General features: G+C 29.9%; 19 protein-coding genes and 1 tRNA gene. 10 read left to right on the top strand and 10 right to left on the bottom strand.

Annotated features, from left to right (window positions below; genetic code table 11):
* Positions 1-16: 16 nt before the first annotated feature.
* The 4 genes from GUI12_04220 to mnmE all read right to left on the bottom strand — a co-directional run bounded on the left by GUI12_04220 (position 17) and on the right by mnmE (position 3,548).
* Positions 17-868 carry a hypothetical protein gene (locus GUI12_04220; GenBank protein UAT43337.1) on the bottom strand — a complete coding sequence of 284 codons (852 nt, stop codon included), beginning with the start codon at positions 866-868 and terminating at the stop codon, positions 17-19.
* The gene (locus tag GUI12_04215; GenBank protein UAT43336.1) at positions 846-1,325 is read right to left on the bottom strand and encodes a hypothetical protein; all 480 of its coding nucleotides are present in this window, start codon (positions 1,323-1,325) and stop codon (positions 846-848) included. The genes GUI12_04220 and GUI12_04215 overlap by 23 nt, the downstream gene beginning before the upstream one ends.
* 121 nt (positions 1,326-1,446) lie before the next feature.
* Positions 1,447-2,067 carry a hypothetical protein gene (locus GUI12_04210; protein ID UAT43335.1) on the bottom strand — a complete coding sequence of 207 codons (621 nt, stop codon included), beginning with the start codon at positions 2,065-2,067 and terminating at the stop codon, positions 1,447-1,449.
* Between the two features lie 152 nt (positions 2,068-2,219).
* Positions 2,220-3,548, bottom strand: coding sequence for a tRNA uridine-5-carboxymethylaminomethyl(34) synthesis GTPase MnmE (mnmE, locus tag GUI12_04205; GenBank protein ID UAT43334.1), 1,329 nt, complete (start codon positions 3,546-3,548; stop codon positions 2,220-2,222).
* Positions 3,549-3,794: 246 nt separating this feature from the next.
* Here mnmE and GUI12_04200 point away from each other — a divergent pair, with 246 nt between their 5' ends.
* From GUI12_04200 to GUI12_04180, 5 genes are all read left to right on the top strand, one after another.
* Entirely contained in the window at positions 3,795-4,682 is an 888-nt protein-coding gene (locus GUI12_04200; GenBank protein UAT43333.1) for a 4-hydroxybenzoate octaprenyltransferase, read from the top strand.
* A 17-nt stretch (positions 4,683-4,699) separates the two neighbouring features.
* Positions 4,700-5,167 (top strand): flavin reductase, encoded by a 468-nt coding sequence (locus GUI12_04195; protein UAT43332.1) that lies wholly within the window; start codon positions 4,700-4,702, stop codon positions 5,165-5,167.
* 13 nt (positions 5,168-5,180) lie between these two features.
* Positions 5,181-5,981, top strand: a complete 801-nt coding sequence (gene dapB, locus GUI12_04190) for a 4-hydroxy-tetrahydrodipicolinate reductase (protein UAT43331.1) — start codon at positions 5,181-5,183, stop codon at positions 5,979-5,981.
* A gap of 56 nt (positions 5,982-6,037) precedes the next feature.
* Entirely contained in the window at positions 6,038-6,820 is a 783-nt protein-coding gene (gene pstB, locus GUI12_04185; protein ID UAT43330.1) for a phosphate ABC transporter ATP-binding protein, read from the top strand.
* A 429-nt stretch (positions 6,821-7,249) separates the two neighbouring features.
* A complete protein-coding gene (locus GUI12_04180; GenBank protein ID UAT43329.1) occupies positions 7,250-7,687 on the top strand; it encodes a hypothetical protein in 438 nt (145 codons plus the stop codon).
* Here GUI12_04180 and GUI12_04175 read toward each other — a convergent pair.
* The 3 genes from GUI12_04175 to GUI12_04165 form a co-directional block, all read right to left on the bottom strand.
* Entirely contained in the window at positions 7,642-8,406 is a 765-nt protein-coding gene (locus GUI12_04175; GenBank protein ID UAT43328.1) for a hypothetical protein, read from the bottom strand. The two genes, GUI12_04180 and GUI12_04175, sit on opposite strands and share 46 nt — an antisense overlap.
* A 79-nt stretch (positions 8,407-8,485) precedes the next feature.
* Entirely contained in the window at positions 8,486-9,130 is a 645-nt protein-coding gene (locus tag GUI12_04170) for a flagellar basal body L-ring protein (protein UAT43327.1), read from the bottom strand.
* A 299-nt stretch (positions 9,131-9,429) separates the two neighbouring features.
* Positions 9,430-10,659, bottom strand: a complete 1,230-nt coding sequence (locus GUI12_04165; protein UAT43326.1) for a dicarboxylate/amino acid:cation symporter — start codon at positions 10,657-10,659, stop codon at positions 9,430-9,432.
* Positions 10,660-10,744: 85 nt separating this feature from the next.
* Between GUI12_04165 and GUI12_04160 the strand changes: the two genes are divergently transcribed.
* On the top strand, positions 10,745-11,758 hold the full coding sequence (locus GUI12_04160; GenBank protein ID UAT43325.1) for an adenylyltransferase/cytidyltransferase family protein: 1,014 nt from the start codon (positions 10,745-10,747) through the stop codon (positions 11,756-11,758).
* Here the strand turns inward: GUI12_04160 and GUI12_04155 are convergent.
* Positions 11,755-12,552, bottom strand: a complete 798-nt coding sequence (locus GUI12_04155; protein ID UAT43324.1) for a hypothetical protein — start codon at positions 12,550-12,552, stop codon at positions 11,755-11,757. The genes GUI12_04160 and GUI12_04155 overlap by 4 nt on opposite strands.
* Before the next feature lie 315 nt (positions 12,553-12,867).
* Between GUI12_04155 and GUI12_04150 the strand changes: the two genes are divergently transcribed.
* The 3 genes from GUI12_04150 (at position 12,868) to GUI12_04140 (ending at position 16,748) form a co-directional block, all read left to right on the top strand.
* Entirely contained in the window at positions 12,868-14,238 is a 1,371-nt protein-coding gene (locus GUI12_04150) for a cytochrome ubiquinol oxidase subunit I (GenBank protein UAT43323.1), read from the top strand.
* Positions 14,239-14,283: 45 nt separating this feature from the next.
* Entirely contained in the window at positions 14,284-15,309 is a 1,026-nt protein-coding gene (gene cydB, locus GUI12_04145; GenBank protein UAT43322.1) for a cytochrome d ubiquinol oxidase subunit II, read from the top strand.
* Between the two features lie 278 nt (positions 15,310-15,587).
* The gene (locus GUI12_04140; GenBank protein UAT43321.1) at positions 15,588-16,748 is read left to right on the top strand and encodes a thiolase family protein; all 1,161 of its coding nucleotides are present in this window, start codon (positions 15,588-15,590) and stop codon (positions 16,746-16,748) included.
* A gap of 2 nt (positions 16,749-16,750) precedes the next feature.
* Here the strand turns inward: GUI12_04140 and GUI12_04135 are convergent, their stop codons facing one another.
* Positions 16,751-17,341 carry a hypothetical protein gene (locus GUI12_04135; protein ID UAT43320.1) on the bottom strand — a complete coding sequence of 197 codons (591 nt, stop codon included), beginning with the start codon at positions 17,339-17,341 and terminating at the stop codon, positions 16,751-16,753.
* A 149-nt stretch (positions 17,342-17,490) separates the two neighbouring features.
* Here GUI12_04135 and GUI12_04130 point away from each other — a divergent pair, with 149 nt between their 5' ends.
* Positions 17,491-18,096, top strand: coding sequence for a superoxide dismutase (locus GUI12_04130; GenBank protein UAT43319.1), 606 nt, complete (start codon positions 17,491-17,493; stop codon positions 18,094-18,096).
* A 247-nt stretch (positions 18,097-18,343) separates the two neighbouring features.
* Here GUI12_04130 and GUI12_04125 read toward each other — a convergent pair.
* Positions 18,344-18,418 (bottom strand) — tRNA-Met (locus GUI12_04125).
* Between the last annotated feature and the right edge of the window lie 9 nt (positions 18,419-18,427).

Genomic DNA, 18,427 nt, shown 5'->3' with positions numbered 1-18,427 from the left:
ATGGATAAGAGAGATTCTATAAAAGGCGCATTCGAACGGCGAACGCTTTTATTACATCAAATATATACATTATTCCCGAATATGCTGAACATATTAAGAGTCTTAATGTATATGTAAGAAGAACTTGAGCTGTAATTTGTTGTATTTTCTCAGTAAAACTTTTTTCACTAAGGTTGCGCGATATTTCATGCAAAATATCTATAATATCGTTTGTTGATTTTATTTGTTTTTTTGTACTGCGTAATTCTTGGTACATTTCATCTATTAGTTTGTTATTTTCTCTAATTGTTGTCTCTAATAAATCACATTTTGCATGTAGATCATCAGAAGGCTGATCTATATCTTCTGCAGAATCGCTGTTAATATCCTTATCTTTAGGATCATTATTTTCTGGAAGAATCTCTTTTAATAAATCACATTTTGCATTTAGATCATCGAAAAGCTGATCTATATCTTCTGCAGAATCGCTGTTAATATCCTCATCTTTAGAATCATTATTTTCTGGAAGAATCTCTTCTAATAAATCACATTTTGCATGTAGATCATCAGAAGGCTGATGTATATCTTCTGCAGAATCGCTGTTAATATCCTCATCTTTAGAATCATTATTTTCTGAAAGAATCTCTTCTAATAAATCATATTTTGCATTTAGATCATCGAAAAGCTGATCTATATCTTCTGCAGAATCGCTGTTAATATCTTCATCTTTAGAATCATTATTTTCTGGAAGAATCTCTTCTAATAAATCACATTTTGCATGTAGATCATCAGAAGGCTGATGTATATCTTCTGCAGAAGTGTTAGCAAAATTAATAGTTTCAATGCTATTTGTTATATCGTTGTAATTATCCATAGTAAGAATTTTCATCTATAGAGCTAGTTTTGTTACGCTTATCCCAGGAATCATATTTTTTATATACAACGTGCACTATATTCCTCACTATGGTATCTAATAATATCATTGTCCAACTTTGAGGTTTATATTTCTTCATCACATAATTGATGTCATCTTTTGTACATTTCATCTCTGATTTAATGTTTTTGATGTCATCTTTCATACAGTTTTTCTTTGATATAATTTCTTTGGTGTCATCTATCATATAGTTCTTCTCTGACATAGTTTTTATTAATTTTCTTTTTAACAAATCTATCCTAATTTGAATGTTAATATCCTCATCTTTAGGATCATTATTTTTTAAAAGAATCTCTTCTAATAAATCATATCGTGCATGTAGATCATCGAAAAGCTGGTCTATATCTTCTGCAGAAGTGTTAACAGAATTAATAGTTTCAATGCTATTTGTTATATCGTTATAATTAGGCATAAAGCTATATATAATTTTCTACGAAAAGTCATAACAAAATTCCCAAAGAAGAGACAATAATATTCTTTTTATTTCAACATTGAAATTTTTCATAAAATTTATCATCTCCACTAGTTTAGGTTTAGTTTTCCTGTTTTATACCCTTAGCAATGCAAATAAATAACCCTTGTACTACCAAAGATGCTGTGATATTCAGTGCTGTTGTTTTTAGCCAACTTCGAGGTTTATATTCCTTCATCATATAATTGACGTCATCTTTCATACAATTCATCTCTGATGTAACATTTTTGATGTCATCTTTCATACAATCTATCTCTGATGTAATGTTTTTGATGTCATTTTTCACATAATATATCTCTGATGTAACATCTTTGATATCAGCCATCATATGATTTATCTCTGATGTAATTAGCGTTTTTTTATCTTTTAGCAAATCTATCATCTTTGATGTAATGCCTATTGTTTTATCTTTTAGCAAATCCATCTTTGTGTGAATTTTAAGCATTAAATTGTTATTTTCGTTAATCTTTTGCTGTAATGATGTATAAGCTATTTGCATATCGCTGTTACTATCGTCAATTTTAGGCTTATTATCTTTCAGAGGCATTTCTTTTAATAAATCATATTCTGGTTGTGATTCATCAGAAAGTGGATGCATATCTTCTGCAAAATAATTATCTACATTATTATCTATATTATTATTATCTATATTATTATTATCTATATTATTATTTTCAAACATCAGTACAAAATATTATATTGAATGCAATAGTATACTACATATAATATGTTTTTTAAAATATTTTATGCAAAAAAAATATAAATTATCAAAATATTTAATATATTTTGGTAATTAGAATGTTAATATAATAATATGTGAATTAATGTTATATGCTATTTTCCTATACAAAAAGTGCTAAATATTTCATCTAAAATCTGATCATTTTCAATTGATTGACCAGTTATATTTTCTATATTTTTGCTACAAGATCTTAATTGTTCAGCAATTATTTCAGGAGGCATTTTTGCATCTATCGTGGAAATTTTTTCTAGCATAGATGTAATATTGTTTCTATGTCTATTTCTTATTATTACTGCAGGAAAAATATCCATTTTCTTTATTTTATTGTAGATTTCATCCATTATGATATCTATGGTTATTGTATCATTTTTGCTATATAGGATGTCTTTTGGATATTGTTTTTGTACTTCTTCCACATTATTTATTTGATCCTTTTTGCTAATTACTCTAATAATTTTTTTTTCATCAACTCCAATCTGATCTAACATCGTACTATTTTCTGTTATATATTCCATTGTAGATATTAGAATTATAAAGTCAGCAATTTGGGCACTTTCAATTGCTTTTCTTATGCCGATATTTTCTATTTCATTATTGGCATTTCTTATGCCTGCTGTGTCATATATTGTGATAGGGTAGCCTTTCAAATTAATATCTAATGATATTATATCTCTAGTTGTACCCTTTATATTTGAAACTATAGCCACCTCTCTTTTTGCTATTTTATTTAATAAAGAAGATTTTCCAACATTTGGTTTCCCTATGATCGATATCTTAAAGCCTTCTTTTATTTTTTCTCCTATTTGATTATCATCCAAAGTTTCAATTAACTCTTCTTTTAAGAAGTTGATTTTTTTCATCATTGTTTGCAACATGTTATTTGGCACATCTTCTTCTGCTTCTGCAAAATCTATTATGCTTTCATTAAAAGAGAATATTTCTAATATTTTTTTATACCATGTATTATATTTTTCACCCGATTGACCAGAAGTATGTTGTATTGCTTGTTTTAGTTGTGCTTCAGTTTCTGCTTCTATTAGATCTGATAAACCTTCTGCTTCAATAAGATTCATCTTATTATTTTCAAATGCTCTTTTAGAAAATTCTCCTGGTTCTGCAATTCTAAAAATTTGGCTTAATATTTGCGTTACTTTGTTAATTATTGCTATACTTCCATGTGCTTGAATTTCCACCATGTTTTCACCTGTAAAGCTATTTGGTGCTATAAATTTTATAACGATGCAATTATCTATTTCTGCATCATCTTCGTCGAATATTTTACATAAATTTGCACTTCTTGGTTTTAACTCTTTGGTTATTTTAAGTTGTTTGATTGTTTTAAAAGCGTCTTCTCCGGATATTCTAAATATTGCTATTCCTGATTTACCAAATATTGTTGAAAGGGCGAATATTGTATTCATAATTATATTAGTATAATGTTAAAACTTTTGCGTTAATATTCTGTTTATATAAATTAGAACTTCTTATATTTTTTATTTTAATTGTTTTTTGTTCTAATTTAAGTTTTATGTTTATGGTAAATCAATAAATTTATTGAGTATTAATACTCTTATAATGATATTTTTTTGATTTTTATCATAACTTAAGTAAAGTTTTATGTTTTAGCGCCTTGTTTTATTTCGCAATTGTTCTAGATATTCCGTAACATGAATGACACAAAATTATTTGATTCTAGAAAGAAAATTATTAATTATCTGAATTTAATAAGATTTTTTAATCCTGTGGGAACATTATTAGTTTTTTTTCCCTGTTTATTTCAGCTATTTAATTTATACTGTGAAATAGAGAATTTTCTCCTTTGGTTTGGATTTTTTCTTATTGGATCTTTTGTGGCTAGATCTGCAGGCTGCATTATCAATGATATAGCGGATAGAAATATTGATATTAATGTGGAGAGAACAAAAGAACGGGTTTTAGTGATTAAAGAAGTTTCGATAAAAGAAGCGCTATTTTTGATGATCTTGCTTTCAGCAATGGGTTTGGGGATGCTTTTTTTTATTGGATTAAAAGCCCTGTTAATGGGATTATTAATAGGTATAGGGATTATATGTTATCCTTTTGTGAAGAGATTTTTTGATTATCCGCAGATTTTTTTAGGATTCATATTTAATTCTGGAGCTTTATTTGTTACTCTCGCTATTTTGGGTGAAATCACTTTCCAATCTGTTCTTTTATATATAGGATGTATTCTATGGACTATTTTTTACGATACTATCTATGCTCATCAAGATAAAATATATGATAAAGAGTTAGGGCTAAAATCCATGGCTTTGACTACTTTGGGAAGCAATCTAGATTCTTTGATAAAAATATTTAATTTAGCAATTCTTTTCTGGATGATTTCTTTGCTTAAATTTTCTGATAGCGTGATATTATTGGTGCCAATTGCTGCCATATTATCATTTTTACATAAAAGATATGTCTTTGCATATCTAAATATAGAAAATCCTAAAAGTTGTTCTCATTATTTCACTTTGACTGCATATTGCATAGGGCCTATTATTAGTCTATTATTTTTATTTTCTTCTTTATAATCTGAGAGTGATTTTTGATGGAAAATGATACTATGTTCTTTAGGAGATGTTTAGCTAAATTTCCTGTTGGTGTTGCTGTTATAGCTGGATTAAATGAAGGAAATCCTTGGGGTATTACAGTAGGTTCTTTTAATGCAGTTTCGTTAGAGCCGAAATTAGTATTGTTTAGTATTGAAAATACCGCACATCGTCTTCAATATATTACAATGGGGAGCTCTTTTACTATCAGTGTACTTAATTATAAACAAGTAGATGTCGCCAAGATTTTTGCTGGACATGATGCATCAAAGTGGCCGGACAAATTAATATCAATTGGTAAAACAGATTGTATTGTTAAAAAATCTTCTGCTTATTTTGATTGTACTACATACCGTATGTATGAAGGAGGTGATCATACAATTGTAGTAGGTAATGTTAAAATTTGTGATTATTTCCCTGATCGCAAGTCTTTAGTTTTTTATGAAGGTAAGTATAATAGCCTCTAATTTGTAGCCTTATATGTATAAAGTTGGTATAGTAGGGAGCTTCGGTAAGACTGCTTCCAATATAGTTAAGATGTTATTTTTTTCTAATAGTGAAAATTTTAAACTCATAGCTGGTTGTGGTGTTAATTATGATTCTAGAGATATAGGTTGCGCCTGTGATATTAATACCGATATTGTTGAATCTCGTAGCGTACTTGAATTGTGCCAAGCGGTGGATCTGATAATCGATTTTTCTTCTCCTGATGGATTAAAAAGCATACTTGATTCTCTTGTTGTTCTTGAAAATAAAATATTGATATCTGGAACAACAGGTCATGATTTATTTGAACATATGTATACTATATCACAAAAAAATAAAATATTTTGGGCAGCAAATATGAGTATTTCAGTTGCATTGTTAAGACGAGTTTCAAAAGATATTGCGCAAAAATTAGATACTGAAGAATATGATATTGATATTATCGAAAAACATAACAGATTAAAAAAAGATATTCCTTCTGGTACGGCAATTAGTGTTGCGGAAGATATATTGCAAAGTGATGAGAGAAATAGTAGTGGTATCAAATTTTATGAACCTACAAATCATGAATTTGCTAGAGCAAATGGTGATATATATATATCTTCTAATAGATCTGGTGGTATTATTGCAGATATTGAAGTGCTTTTTACTAATAATTTTGAGCAATTGAGTTTAGCGCATCGCTGTTTAGATCGTAAATTATTTGCCTTTAACACATTGAAAATAGCAAAATGGATTGTAGATATGCCGTTTGGTTATTTTGAGATGGATGATTTTGTTAACAATCTTGTATAGAATATCTACGTTTATATTTCTATGCTATACTTAGTAAGATTTTGGGAATTTTTTTTATGTCTGAAAAAAAAACTAAGAAGAAAGAGGTTATTGCATCTGTTGAGAATTTAAGCCTAACTTATGGAGTAAAGAATGTGTTGATGGATATAAATATGGATATATATCCTAAGACAGTTACAGCTTTTATAGGTTCTTCTGGATGTGGTAAAAGTAGCCTATTGCGTTGTTTCAATCGTATGAATGATTTTATAGAAAATTGTAAAGTCACGGGCGGTTTAAAAATAGACGGCTATGATATATACAGCAAGGATGTAGATGTCGTTTTGTTGAGAGCAAAAATCGGGATGGTTTTTCAAAAACCAAATCCTTTTATGAAATCCATATATGAAAATGTTGCATATGCTCCAAAATTGCATGGGATTCATAATAAAAATGGAAAAATTGATACAATAATACGTAAAAGCCTTGAAAATGTCGGTTTATGGTATGAAGTTTCTGATAGATTGCAAGACAGTGCAATGACACTTTCTGGTGGTCAACAACAAAGGTTATGCATAGCACGTGCTATAGCTGTGAAACCTAGGATATTGCTTATGGATGAACCTTGTTCGGCTTTGGATCCTTTAGCTACTACTTCAGTGGAGAATCTTATTATAGAATTAAAAAAATACTTCACCATAGTAATAGTGACTCACTCTATGAGGCAAGCAAAAAAACTTGCGGATAATGTTGCTTATCTACATAAAGGAAGATTAATAGAGTATTCTTCTACAGAAGAATTCTTCTGTAACACAAAACATGAAGAAACGAAGCGTTATCTTTCTGGAGAAATTATGTAAGTATTTTGTTAATCTAAGTATGCAAAAATGAAGCAATAATATACTGTTTTCAACATGAGAAGTTTTTTATATTCTGTTGTTTTGTTTAATCAGTTAGGTAAGTTTATCCCTAAATTGATATATATAGCAATTTATCTATATTTTTCTTGTTTTTGTTTGCATTCTTTGCAGACGAAATTTGATTATAACTCCATTATATATTCAATACAGAATCCCTTTTATACCTTCAAATATGGCTATAAATATGTTAAATGGTGGTTTGTAAATAGTACTAATATATCGGTTTATTATACATTTGAAATGTTCTTCGCTTTGGCTTTTCCCTATTTATTTGTTGCGATACATCAGAGGACCTATTACAAATATATAATTCTTTCTATAAGTCAGTATACGATAATTTTTATAAAAGATTTTATTTTGCAGTTATTAATGTCTCGTACTCTTGATGATGTAAAAGAGGTATTTATAAAACTATCTTTTGCTAAGGCAAATGAAACGGTAGGGAAGATATTCACTAAGAAGGTTCATGTTGCGCCGCGTGCTGATTTAACACATACAAATAAGAAGTCTGCTAAGGGATTTTTCTTTAGTAAAAAGAAAAATAATAAGATAAATCATGATGAATTGTCTGCAATAAGGCAAGAATTAGAGCAGCAAAGACAAGCAATAATACATGATAGGGAAATGATTGAAGAAACCCATATGATCCTTGAAAAAGCAAAAATGGATGCTCAGAAAAAAATATTGGAGAAAAAAAAACGATTACAGAGAAAAGAAATCAAGAAGTATGATGAGATTAATGGCCAAGAATTGGATGTTAATCAAGACAATACAGTTTCTGATGCTAATCTTAAGGAAGAAGAATAGTTATTATTTTGTATTTTATTCCTTAAAGCTTGAAAATCATTGTAACCTAAATTTTTTTCAAAATTCAACATATCATTTTTAGCCTTTTTGATAACTTCTTCTGAAGGTTCCACCCACTGTTCGTGATTGTGACATTTATTCTGTACTTTACAAGCTTGATCTAAAAATCTAGCAAAAAAGAGTGCTTCGTATATTGTTTTTCCACAAGTTACAGAGCCGTGATTTCTCAACAGCATATTATTTTTATCTCCTAGATCTTCTGCAATCTTTGAGCCTTGTACCTTTTCTTTGGTAGCTAGTGCTCCATAATCGTGGTATGCGATGTTATTATAAAAAGGCATTGCAAATTGTGAAAGGAAGCGTAAACCATTTCTTTGAGCTGAAACCGCCACTGCATCTATTGTGTGTAAATGTATAACTGAGTTGATATCAGGACGTTTATTATATATAGATCTATGAATAACAACCCCTGTCAAATTATAGTGAAAAGATCCTTTGGGAGGCAATTCATTTTCATTTAAGCTAATTTCTAACATATCATTGCTCTGAACTTCAGAGAATAATTTATCAAATCTCGCGATAAAAAAGCTTTTTCTATCTGCTGAACGGACTGTAAGATGGGTATATGTTAGGTCATCCATCTGCAGATGAGCAATTATCCTATATGCCCAAGCTAATTCTTCTTTAAGCTTTGCATCTTCAATAGAGTGATTATCCATATAACAAAAGCCAATGATATATTATTGATTGCAGATGATATATTATTATAGTGAATTTGTCAAAATGGCCAAGAGTACTTTAAAAAGGACTTAATATATCAAGAATTTGGCTTCCTATTTTTGGTCTTTGAATATCAGATATCACGCCTCTTCCTCCGTACATTACACGCAACTCAGCTATTTGGCTGGCATCAATTGTATTATCCATAGCTATATCATCTGGTCTAACAACTCCATTTATGCTTATTCTTCTTAACTCTGTGTTTACAAGCATTTCTTGTGAGCCTTCAACTATAAGATTACCATTATTCAGTACTTTAGTAACTGTTACACCTACTTCTGTGCTTATTGTTTCTTTTCTATCTATAGTAGCATTTCCGTAGGTTGATTTTGTAGATGATATACCCAAGGCATTTGGAGTATTAAATGCTTCTTGTAATGGATTTGCTGTACCTAGTATATTTGGCATTGGTAATTGATCATTTGATGTTCTATCCTGTTCTGTTTCATTTTCTAGTTTGGCTCTATCGTTAGTTCTTATTTTCACCTTTATTATATCGCCAATTTTACCTGGTCTAGTGCTTTGAAACATTACTGATGAATTTTCTTTCCACAATGAATTATAACGATATCTTTTTCCATTATGAATCTCATTTTCTCCTTCTGTATCGACAATTACGTTGATATCAGATAATTGTGGTCCTCCATTTTTTACATCATTCATTAACTCTTTCTGATAAGGAAAACATCCGCTCAACGCAAGTGTAAGTGATATTATAGATATTGTACTTAACTTTATATATTTAATCGGGTACTTCAACATCTAGGAAACGTATTATAAATAATCGCTTTGCAAAAGCTATAAATTTAATACTGAATACATAATTAATTATTTACCTGATAGTTTTTATTTGTGATATTACGTACATTACAACAGATAATTTGTTTTATTTAAGTTAAATATCAATTTATTTTAGCATTTTATCAATTTTATACTTATTTTTTAGCTATTAGTCATTAATGTTAGTGGCTATCAATCTTTTTGCTTTTAGATGTATCTGAATCTGAATCCAAGAATTTTGCTATTACCACATCTCCTGAAACATTAACAGTTGTACTTATCATATCTCGGAATCTATCAATGCTTGCAAATAAGGAGAATATATCTATATTCAGGCTGAACATTCCTAATATGGCAGATAGCGATATTAATCCAACATTGGGGACACCTGCAGTTCCCACAGATATTAACACAGCAGATATACATAAAACAGCGTATTCATTGAGGCCCATTGTTAAACCAGAGGCATGCATCAATAAAACAGTAGTACTTGTGATAAATAATACCAATCCATCCATATTCATGGTTGCCCCCAGAGGCAATATTATATTTGCCGTGTCTTTTGATATTTTTAATTTTTCGGTACTTATTTTGATGCTAAAGGGTAGAGTTGCATTACTGCTAGTTGTTGTAAATGCCATGATCTGGATTGGAAATAAACCTTTTAAAAATTTTATATAAGGTATTCGTTTATAGATTATCAAAGTACTATAAACAATGACAAATTGCGCAATGGATGCAGCTACCATTATCATTATGATTCTAGCTAATGACACAAGCAATGTTTTATCCTGAGTTCCTACTATCCATGTGATTAGTGAAAATATCCCAATCGGTGATAACTTAATTATGAAAGTTACTATATTCATTACTACATTATTACACTCATATATTAGCTTGCTCAAGATTTCCATCTTTTTAATCTTTCTAATGCTAAAGCCAATAATTATGCTAAAGAATATTATTTGTATCAGATTTCCATTTGCAAATGATTTAACGGGATTTAGTGGGATTATGTTCAGTAAAATTGAGGATAAATCTGTGTTCAATATGGAATCATTATTGGATACAGAAAGACCGCTAGGTTCTATCTTTATTGGAATTATATTCTTTGTTAACACTCCAAAAGATATTCCTATTATCGCTGCACAAAACGATGTGATAGTATATAGAACTATCCCTTTAGCTGATATTTTGAGTATGTTACCACCACTTTTGTTGGTTACAATTGCATTGGTTATTGAGAAAAAAACTGTTGGAACTATTATCATTTTCAATGCTCTAATGAAAAGCATTGCAGGCAATTCAAAATATTTTGCATACTCGCCAATTAAACTTCCAAGCAATAACCCTGCTATTAATGCCAGTAGAACATTGCGTGTGACATTATCATTTGCAGACTTTTTTTCCATATCGAAAACATATAAACTGTTATATCTGGTTATTGTACAGTAATTAGTTTAAGCAAATATTACTTTATTAATTCCTTATTTGGATATGCAAGACAATAAGTATGATTATGTGGTTTTTATAGGACGTATACAACCTTTGCATTTAGGGCATCTATACGTATTGCAAAAGGCTTTGCATGTTGCCCACAGAGTGATTGTTTTATTAGGTTCGTCTAATTTACCTCCATCTTGTCATAACCCTTGGAGCTTTGTGGAGCGTAAGAATATGCTACTCAATTCTTTAAAGGAAGAATTAGTTTATAGAATACATATTTTACCTATTAATGATTATACATATGATGATCAAATTTGGATTCAAAATGTTAAAAATAGCATTCATTCTGTGATACGCACAAATGATAATGTTGCTTTGATTGGCATGAACAAAGATGAAACATCATATTATCTAAAATTATTCCCAGAATTCAAATTTGTTGCCATAGACTATTTTTTTAAAGGCATAAATGCAACTGATATAAGAGATAAATATTTATGCAAAGGGGATATTGATGATTCTCTTCTGCCCAAATATGTCACTGACTTTCTTAGTGAATTTAAATGCAATGATACATATAAATTACTAATGAATGAAAGAAATTTACTGCTCGAACATCACAATTTTACTTCTAAATATAATTTAGAGGCATTTTTCTGTATTTTTCATGAAGATAAATTTATTGTGATAAAGAGTAAATTTCAGAGTGATTTACACACTTTACCATGTTCTTATATTACCGATTTACAGGATTTTTATGAATGTATAAATAAAGAATTTTCATATTTAAAACAACAAGATCTGCAAATTTTACATGATAATGCTAAATATCTAGATTACATCTTTTTGTCACGCTATAGAAAAAAATATAGCAATATTGATGCCGTACTATTTTATGCGGAAATTGATGAAACTTTATTTGCCTCTATTCTAGATAAGAATATACGTTATTCTTGCATATCTACAGAAAAATTAACAGTTTGTGATTTTTATGGAGATATATTCTTTATTTTACGCAAAGCATCGAGACTTATATTTCATTTTTTACAAATAGATGATGATTAAAAAATATATTTTATTCCCACTGAAATCTTACCTTTTTTGGTAGTTCCTGATTCAAGTTTGGTACTATATATTCCTCTGCTTTGGTCAGCAAAAAAAGTCTTTTGCTGTATTATAGGATATGTTACTCCAATAGAGAATTCGATATTTTGCGATATATCAACGTGTAAAGACAGTATTGTTTGTATCATGAATTCATTTTCTCTTAACTGATAACTTGAAACTTTATTATTTTGGGGATCCAAAAATTTTTGGGCTTGTGAAGCTTGCAGTGCAAATTCTACATATGGTGTTATATGTTTGCTATATTTTTTTGCCTTTAGCGGTAATATATAAGCTGTTTTTAGAAAATATGTATGTGCTTTATTTGTGTTGTCTGGAAATTTTAAAAGATGAAAAATATTATTTTGCTTTTTTTCTAGCTTATAAATAGATGTATTTTCTATGCCTGTTTGCAATAATATTGTTTCCATAGGGGAAAAATTAATAGAAAATCCAAAACCTTGTTTGTGTATGTCGTGAGCTATTTTATGATAGAGATAATTAACGCTTACAGATAATATTTTATCCTCTCCTGTTTTGAGTGGGATTGTGCTATTAATTATGAATTCTTTATTTAATAATCTATCTTTCTGATTATTATTAGATAATCTTTTGTTGTTCTTATCAAATTTATTGTCTTGAGTGATTAAATTTGAATTTTCTATTCCAATAGATAGGGAATGAAGTGTGTTTCTTATTAGTTTTTCATCTGTTTGATCGTTTGTTGTTTTATCATACGCTTTAGCCTCTTTCATGTATGAATATGAATAAATTATAAAAAATATATAAGAAATACAAATCCATGTTTTATACAAATTTATAGCTTTATTCATTAATTTTTTATCCCTATATATGAAAAAATTAAAGATAATATTAACTTATCCATATGTAAGAAATCAAGCGGCGCTAAATGCCATATTTAGGATGTAATTTAATGTAAAAAATGCTATATTTGCATTCCATATTAAGTAACACTTATCCTACTTTTTTATGGGAAATCCTGTAAGGTTTTTTTTACTTATATGTTTTATAAATTCATTTACTTCGTATATCTTTGTTGTATTTTATAAATGTTTGAGTTATTAACAGATACTTTTTTATCAAGAGTGCAATTTGCATTCACCGTATCTTTTCATATTATCTTTCCTGCATTGAGTATAGGTTCAGCAACTTTTTTAGCTATTGTTGAGGGTTTATGGTATTTTTCTGGGAAAAAATTATATGAAGATATATATAAATTCTGGTTAAAGATATTTGCAATTTCTTTTGGATTAGGTGTTGTTTCAGGAATTGTTTTATCCTTTGAGATTGGTGCTAATTGGTCACATTTTTCTCAATATGTTGGAAATGTCTTAGGACCTTTATTAGGATACGAAGTATTGACAGCTTTCTTTTTAGAAGCATCTTTTCTTGGAATTATGATATATGGAATGGGGAAAGTTAGTCCCAAAATGCATTTTGTCTCCACAGTGATTGTTGCAGTAGGCACAACAGTATCTGCTTTTTGGATATTATCTGCAAATAGCTGGATGCAAACTCCTACAGGGTTTTATATTGGGTCTGATGGCTTACTATATCCTAAGAAATGGTTAGATATAATATTTAACCCATCTTTTGTTGTTAGAATGGTTCATATGCTTATTGCTAGCTATATAACGACTTCATTTGTACTGTCAGGAGTAGCATGTTATTTCTTATTGAAGCGCAAATTTTTAGAACATGCTAAATTTATTCTTCAATTTAGTATGTCTGTTTTAGTTATTTTGGTTCCTTTGCAGCTTTTGGCGGGAGATCAACATGGTTTAAACAGTTTTGAACATCAACCATTAAAAATTGCAGCTATTGAATCTGTTTGGGAAACAAAAGGGGATGTACCCTTCACTATTTTTGGCATTCCTTCACAAAAAAAAGAGGAAACAAATTATGCGATAAAAATACCTTACTTAGGTAGTTTACTATTAACTCACTCATTACATGGCGAGATTCCAGGGTTGAAGGAAGTAGACCCTAAAGATAGACCACACGTTGCTACTGTGTTTTTTGCCTTTAGAATCATGATCTTATGTTGGTGTATCATGTTGGCTTCAGTGCTTTCATATATTTACCTTAAATTTAAGAAAAGACAATTTACATCTCGTGTGTTTCAATATTTTAATGTTGTGATTGCTCCCATAGGTTTTATAGCTCTTTTGGCTGGGTGGTTTGTTACGGAAGTAGGGCGTCAACCTTATGTTGTATATGACCTACTTAGAACATCAGATGCAGCTTCCAATTTACATATAGCGCAAGTATCCCTGAGTTTAGCTTTGTTTGTGTTTGTATATCTTACTTTATTTGGCTTTGGTGCTTATTATATGGTCACTGTTATAAAGAAAGGACCTGTGATATCCAAAAAGGATAATGGAGATGTTGACTCTGCTTTTGTAAGAAAGCCACTTTAACGTTTTATTTTTTTAAATTATAGTACCTGCATAGAGGATTATATAATGATCAATTTTGAGAATTACATTAATTTGCCCTTCATATGGGGTGGGTTAATTGCTATTGCTGTTATGGTATATGTTATACTGGATGGCTTTGATCTAGGTATTGGAATAATTTTTCCTTTTGTATCTGATAAAAAAGATAGAGATATGTTAATTGGAACTATTGCTCCTTTTTGGGATGGCAATGAAACATGGTTAGTGCTCTCCGGAGGAGGGTTATTAGCAGCTTTTCCCAAAGCATATGGGATATTCATGCCAGCACTTTATATTCCTATTATCATTATGTTAATGGGCTTAATCCTTCGAGGAGCATCATTTGAGTTTCGATTTAAAGCAAAAAATTATGTTCAATCTTTAGTGTGGGATATGGTCTTTCACTTTGGTTCTTTAGTAGCAGCTTTTATGCAAGGGATAATAATTGGTGCTGTTATACAAGGCATCAAGGTATCTAATATGAAATATGCTGGAACTCCTTTAGACTGGGCTACAGGCTTTAATATGTTGACAGGGATAGCTGTGGTCTTTGGTTATTCTATGTTGGGTTCAACATGGCTTATGATGCATTGTAAAGAAAAAGTATTATTTAATTGGGCAAAAAAAGTAGCGATTTATACTTCTTTTTTTGTAGGTCTAAGTATGTTAATGGTAAGCATTGCAATGCCTATTTCCAATCAACATGTACGTGATTTATGGTTTAGTTTACCAGAATTCCTTTTCTTGTTGCCGATACCTTTTATAGCTTTTATATCTTTTATAGTGTTATGGATTTCTCTCTATAAGGCGGATAAATTTATACCATTCTTTTGTACTGTAATCATCTTTGTATTATCTTTCTCTGGAATATGCATAACAATGTATCCGTGGTTAGTGCCGTATTCTGTGAATTTACATGATGCAGCAGCAACAGGGACTTCGCAATCTATTTTACTGATTGGAGCAATTATTATGCTACCAGTTATTCTTTCATATACTGGATACTGTTACTATTTAATGTGGAATAAAGATGATCGTAAAAAAGCTTCGTAACGTTAGTGTTAGTATAAGAAATTATCTGGATTCAAGAAAAAATTTAAAAAATTGGATCTGGTTGATTGTGCTATGGATTGTGAGTTTTACAGCGATGTCTATTTTCACTTATTCTGTTAAATATCTTATAGGCATCTTTTTTTAGTGTATAGGTGCTTTAGGAAGCTATTTTTTGAGGGACAATTTTAGTTACTCATAGCATCATTTATTAATAAATTAGTATTATTCTAACTAATTAAGGGTATTATAATATATATATTAAGTTGAATAATACATCTATGAGTGTTGTTATAGTTGCTGCCAAGAGAACTCCAATGGGAAAGTTTGAAGGTGTATATTCTTCTGTTAGTGCAGTAAAGTTAGGATCAAGTGTTATATCAAGCTTAGCTAAAAATCTTAATAGAAATAAAGATCTAATAGATGCTGTAATTGTGGGGCAAAGTTTAACAACAGGTTGTGGACAAAATCCTGCTCGACAATCTGTTATTAATGCCGATTTAAGTTCCAAGATACCTGCGTATTGTGTAAATAGTGTTTGTGGATCTGGGATACAAAGTGTGATTCTAGGATATCAACATATTCTTGCTAACAAGGGTGATATCGTTATTGCTTCATGCCAAGAAAATATGACATGTGCTGCTCATTATATAAAAGTGCGTGATAAAAATTTTAGCTATGGAGACATCAAGTTAAAAGATACAGTGGTACATGATGGATTATTAGATGTGTATTCAAAATCTAGTACTGGAGAATTAGCAGAAAAATTATCTCATATTTATCGTATTGATAGGTCTTTTCAGGATAACTATACTTTAGAATCTCGAGATAGATTTAGAAGATATTTGCAAAGTTTGCATTATTTTGAGTATGTTGAATCTGTTGATCTTAAAGATAATGTTATTTTTAAAGATGAAACAAAAAAATCAGACTATTCACTTGCCAGGTTATCTAATATGAAGCCTATATTTCACACATCTGGGACAATTACAGCAGGAAATAGTGCTCATTTTGCTGATGGGGCTGCTGGCTTCTTGATGATGCATACTGATAAAGCCAATGAATTAAATTTACAGCCATTAGTGCGGATAAAATCTGTTTCTTGTGTTGCTAATGATTCTAATGTTATAAATTTGGCTGGAGTAAGAGCAGCTAAAAAATCTTTATCTATTGCAGAATGGAAAATAGAAGACGTGGATGTTCTAGATGTTACTGAACCTTTTGCAGTACAAGTTATTGCTGTTATGCAAGATTTAAAGGTTGATATGAAGAAAGTAAACTTATATGGAGGAGCATTGTCTATGGGTTATGCTTTGGGTGTATCTGGTGCTGTGAGCCTTATTAATGTAATTCAAGCGATAAATAACAAGAGTCTCAACAAGGGAATGGCAGTCGTTTGTGCTGCTGGTGGCCTAGGGCTATCGATATGTGTAGAGAAATAAAATTAGTATGCATATATAGGTTCTAATTTCTGTAGTTTCAGATTATGCTGTATACAGTGTTCTCCAAATTCTAATAAATTTGTTATATTTATTGGTATTTTGATTGATACTTCTTCTATATTACCGCAATTTACTTGAGATGGATCTTCCAATATCAGATTCTTTTTCTCTATTCTTTGTATTTTGTTGATTGCTACTAAATTTTTATCTATTTGTTGGTTATATACAAATCTTTCTCTATCTGCAATGCATACGTTATAACTTCTTTTATCTGTTTCTTTTATTGCAAAGAATCCTACCATTTTCATCAGATCAACTGGTAGTATTATTATATGTGGCATGACTATACGAAAACCTTGTACTGCTGCTATACATGCTCTTATACCAGTAAAGCTTCCAGGGCCTACTGTGACCATAATTTTATCTACATCATGAAAACTATAGTTATTATTATTCATAAGATTTTTTAAACAGAAATGAAGCATTTCGGCAGTATTTTGTGTATTTACATTATGAGTAAATAACTTCCCATTTTTATCTTTTATTCCTAAGGATAAATCATTGTTATAGTTGTTAATTGCAACTGTTAGCATATATGTTTTTAGCTGTTTATATCATTGTATTTATTATAGCACTCATTTTTTATTATTTATATCTGTGCACTAATTGCATTTTCTTACAACGTGCTATACCTTATTGGAAATACAATATATTCTGTAGTTTTATAAATAAAGAGGTTAATATGTCATTTTCATTAATGGATCTGCCCTTCAAACATGATGCCTTAGAGCCTTTCATGAGTGCTCAGACGCTTTCTTTTCATCACGGTAAGCATCATGCTGGGTATATTCAAAAACTTAACACCTTGATTAAAGATACTAAATACGAAAATATGTCTCTTGAAGATATTATTAAAGATGTTCCTGCTGGAACAAATATATTCAATAATGCTGCGCAAGTATGGAATCACAATTTTTTCTGGCAGTCAATAAAACCAAATGGTGGCGGACAACCAACAGAAGATTTGTTGAAATTGATCGAAAATCAATTTACCAGTGTTGATAAATTCATTGAAGAATTTAAGAATACAGCAATGTCGCAATTTGGTAGTGGTTGGGCATGGTTAGAATATGATCTTAAATCACAAAATTTGAATATCAATAAAACAGGTAATGCTGAAACTCCTTTAACAGAAAAGAATAAAGTGCCTCTATTAACTGTTGATGTTTGGGAACATGCATATTATTTGGATTATCAAAATCTTCGTCCGAAATATTTAGATACAATCTTTTCTAATTTAATTAATTGGGATTTTGCAAAAATTAACTTCAGTGAAGCTTTAAAGTAAATATTGATGATTATATTTTGCAACTGTTTTAGAGCAAAAAGAAAGTTCAGTTGTTAAAATTGATCATTTAGAAAGAGTTATTAGCTATTAATTTGCTTAGCCTGTTTTTATGATTGCACTGCAAGGTATACGGCACACTTTACGGATTATATATCTTAGAGATGAAGTTGGGATTAATATAAAAATACGATTCTTTATATTTAAAATGCAATGCTTTTATGGATGTTATGGCAAATAAATGAAAAAGTTGCGGGAGTAGGATTTGAACCTACGACCTCCAGGTTATGAGCCTGGCAAGCTAACCGGACTGCTCCATCCCGCGATAAATCAT

This window comes from Anaplasmataceae bacterium AB001_6, from assembly GCA_020002265.1.
Classification (GTDB): domain Bacteria; phylum Pseudomonadota; class Alphaproteobacteria; order Rickettsiales; family Anaplasmataceae; genus AB001-6.
The sequence above is the reverse complement of the archived record's forward strand: the minus strand, read 5'-3'. Positions and strand labels throughout refer to the sequence as shown.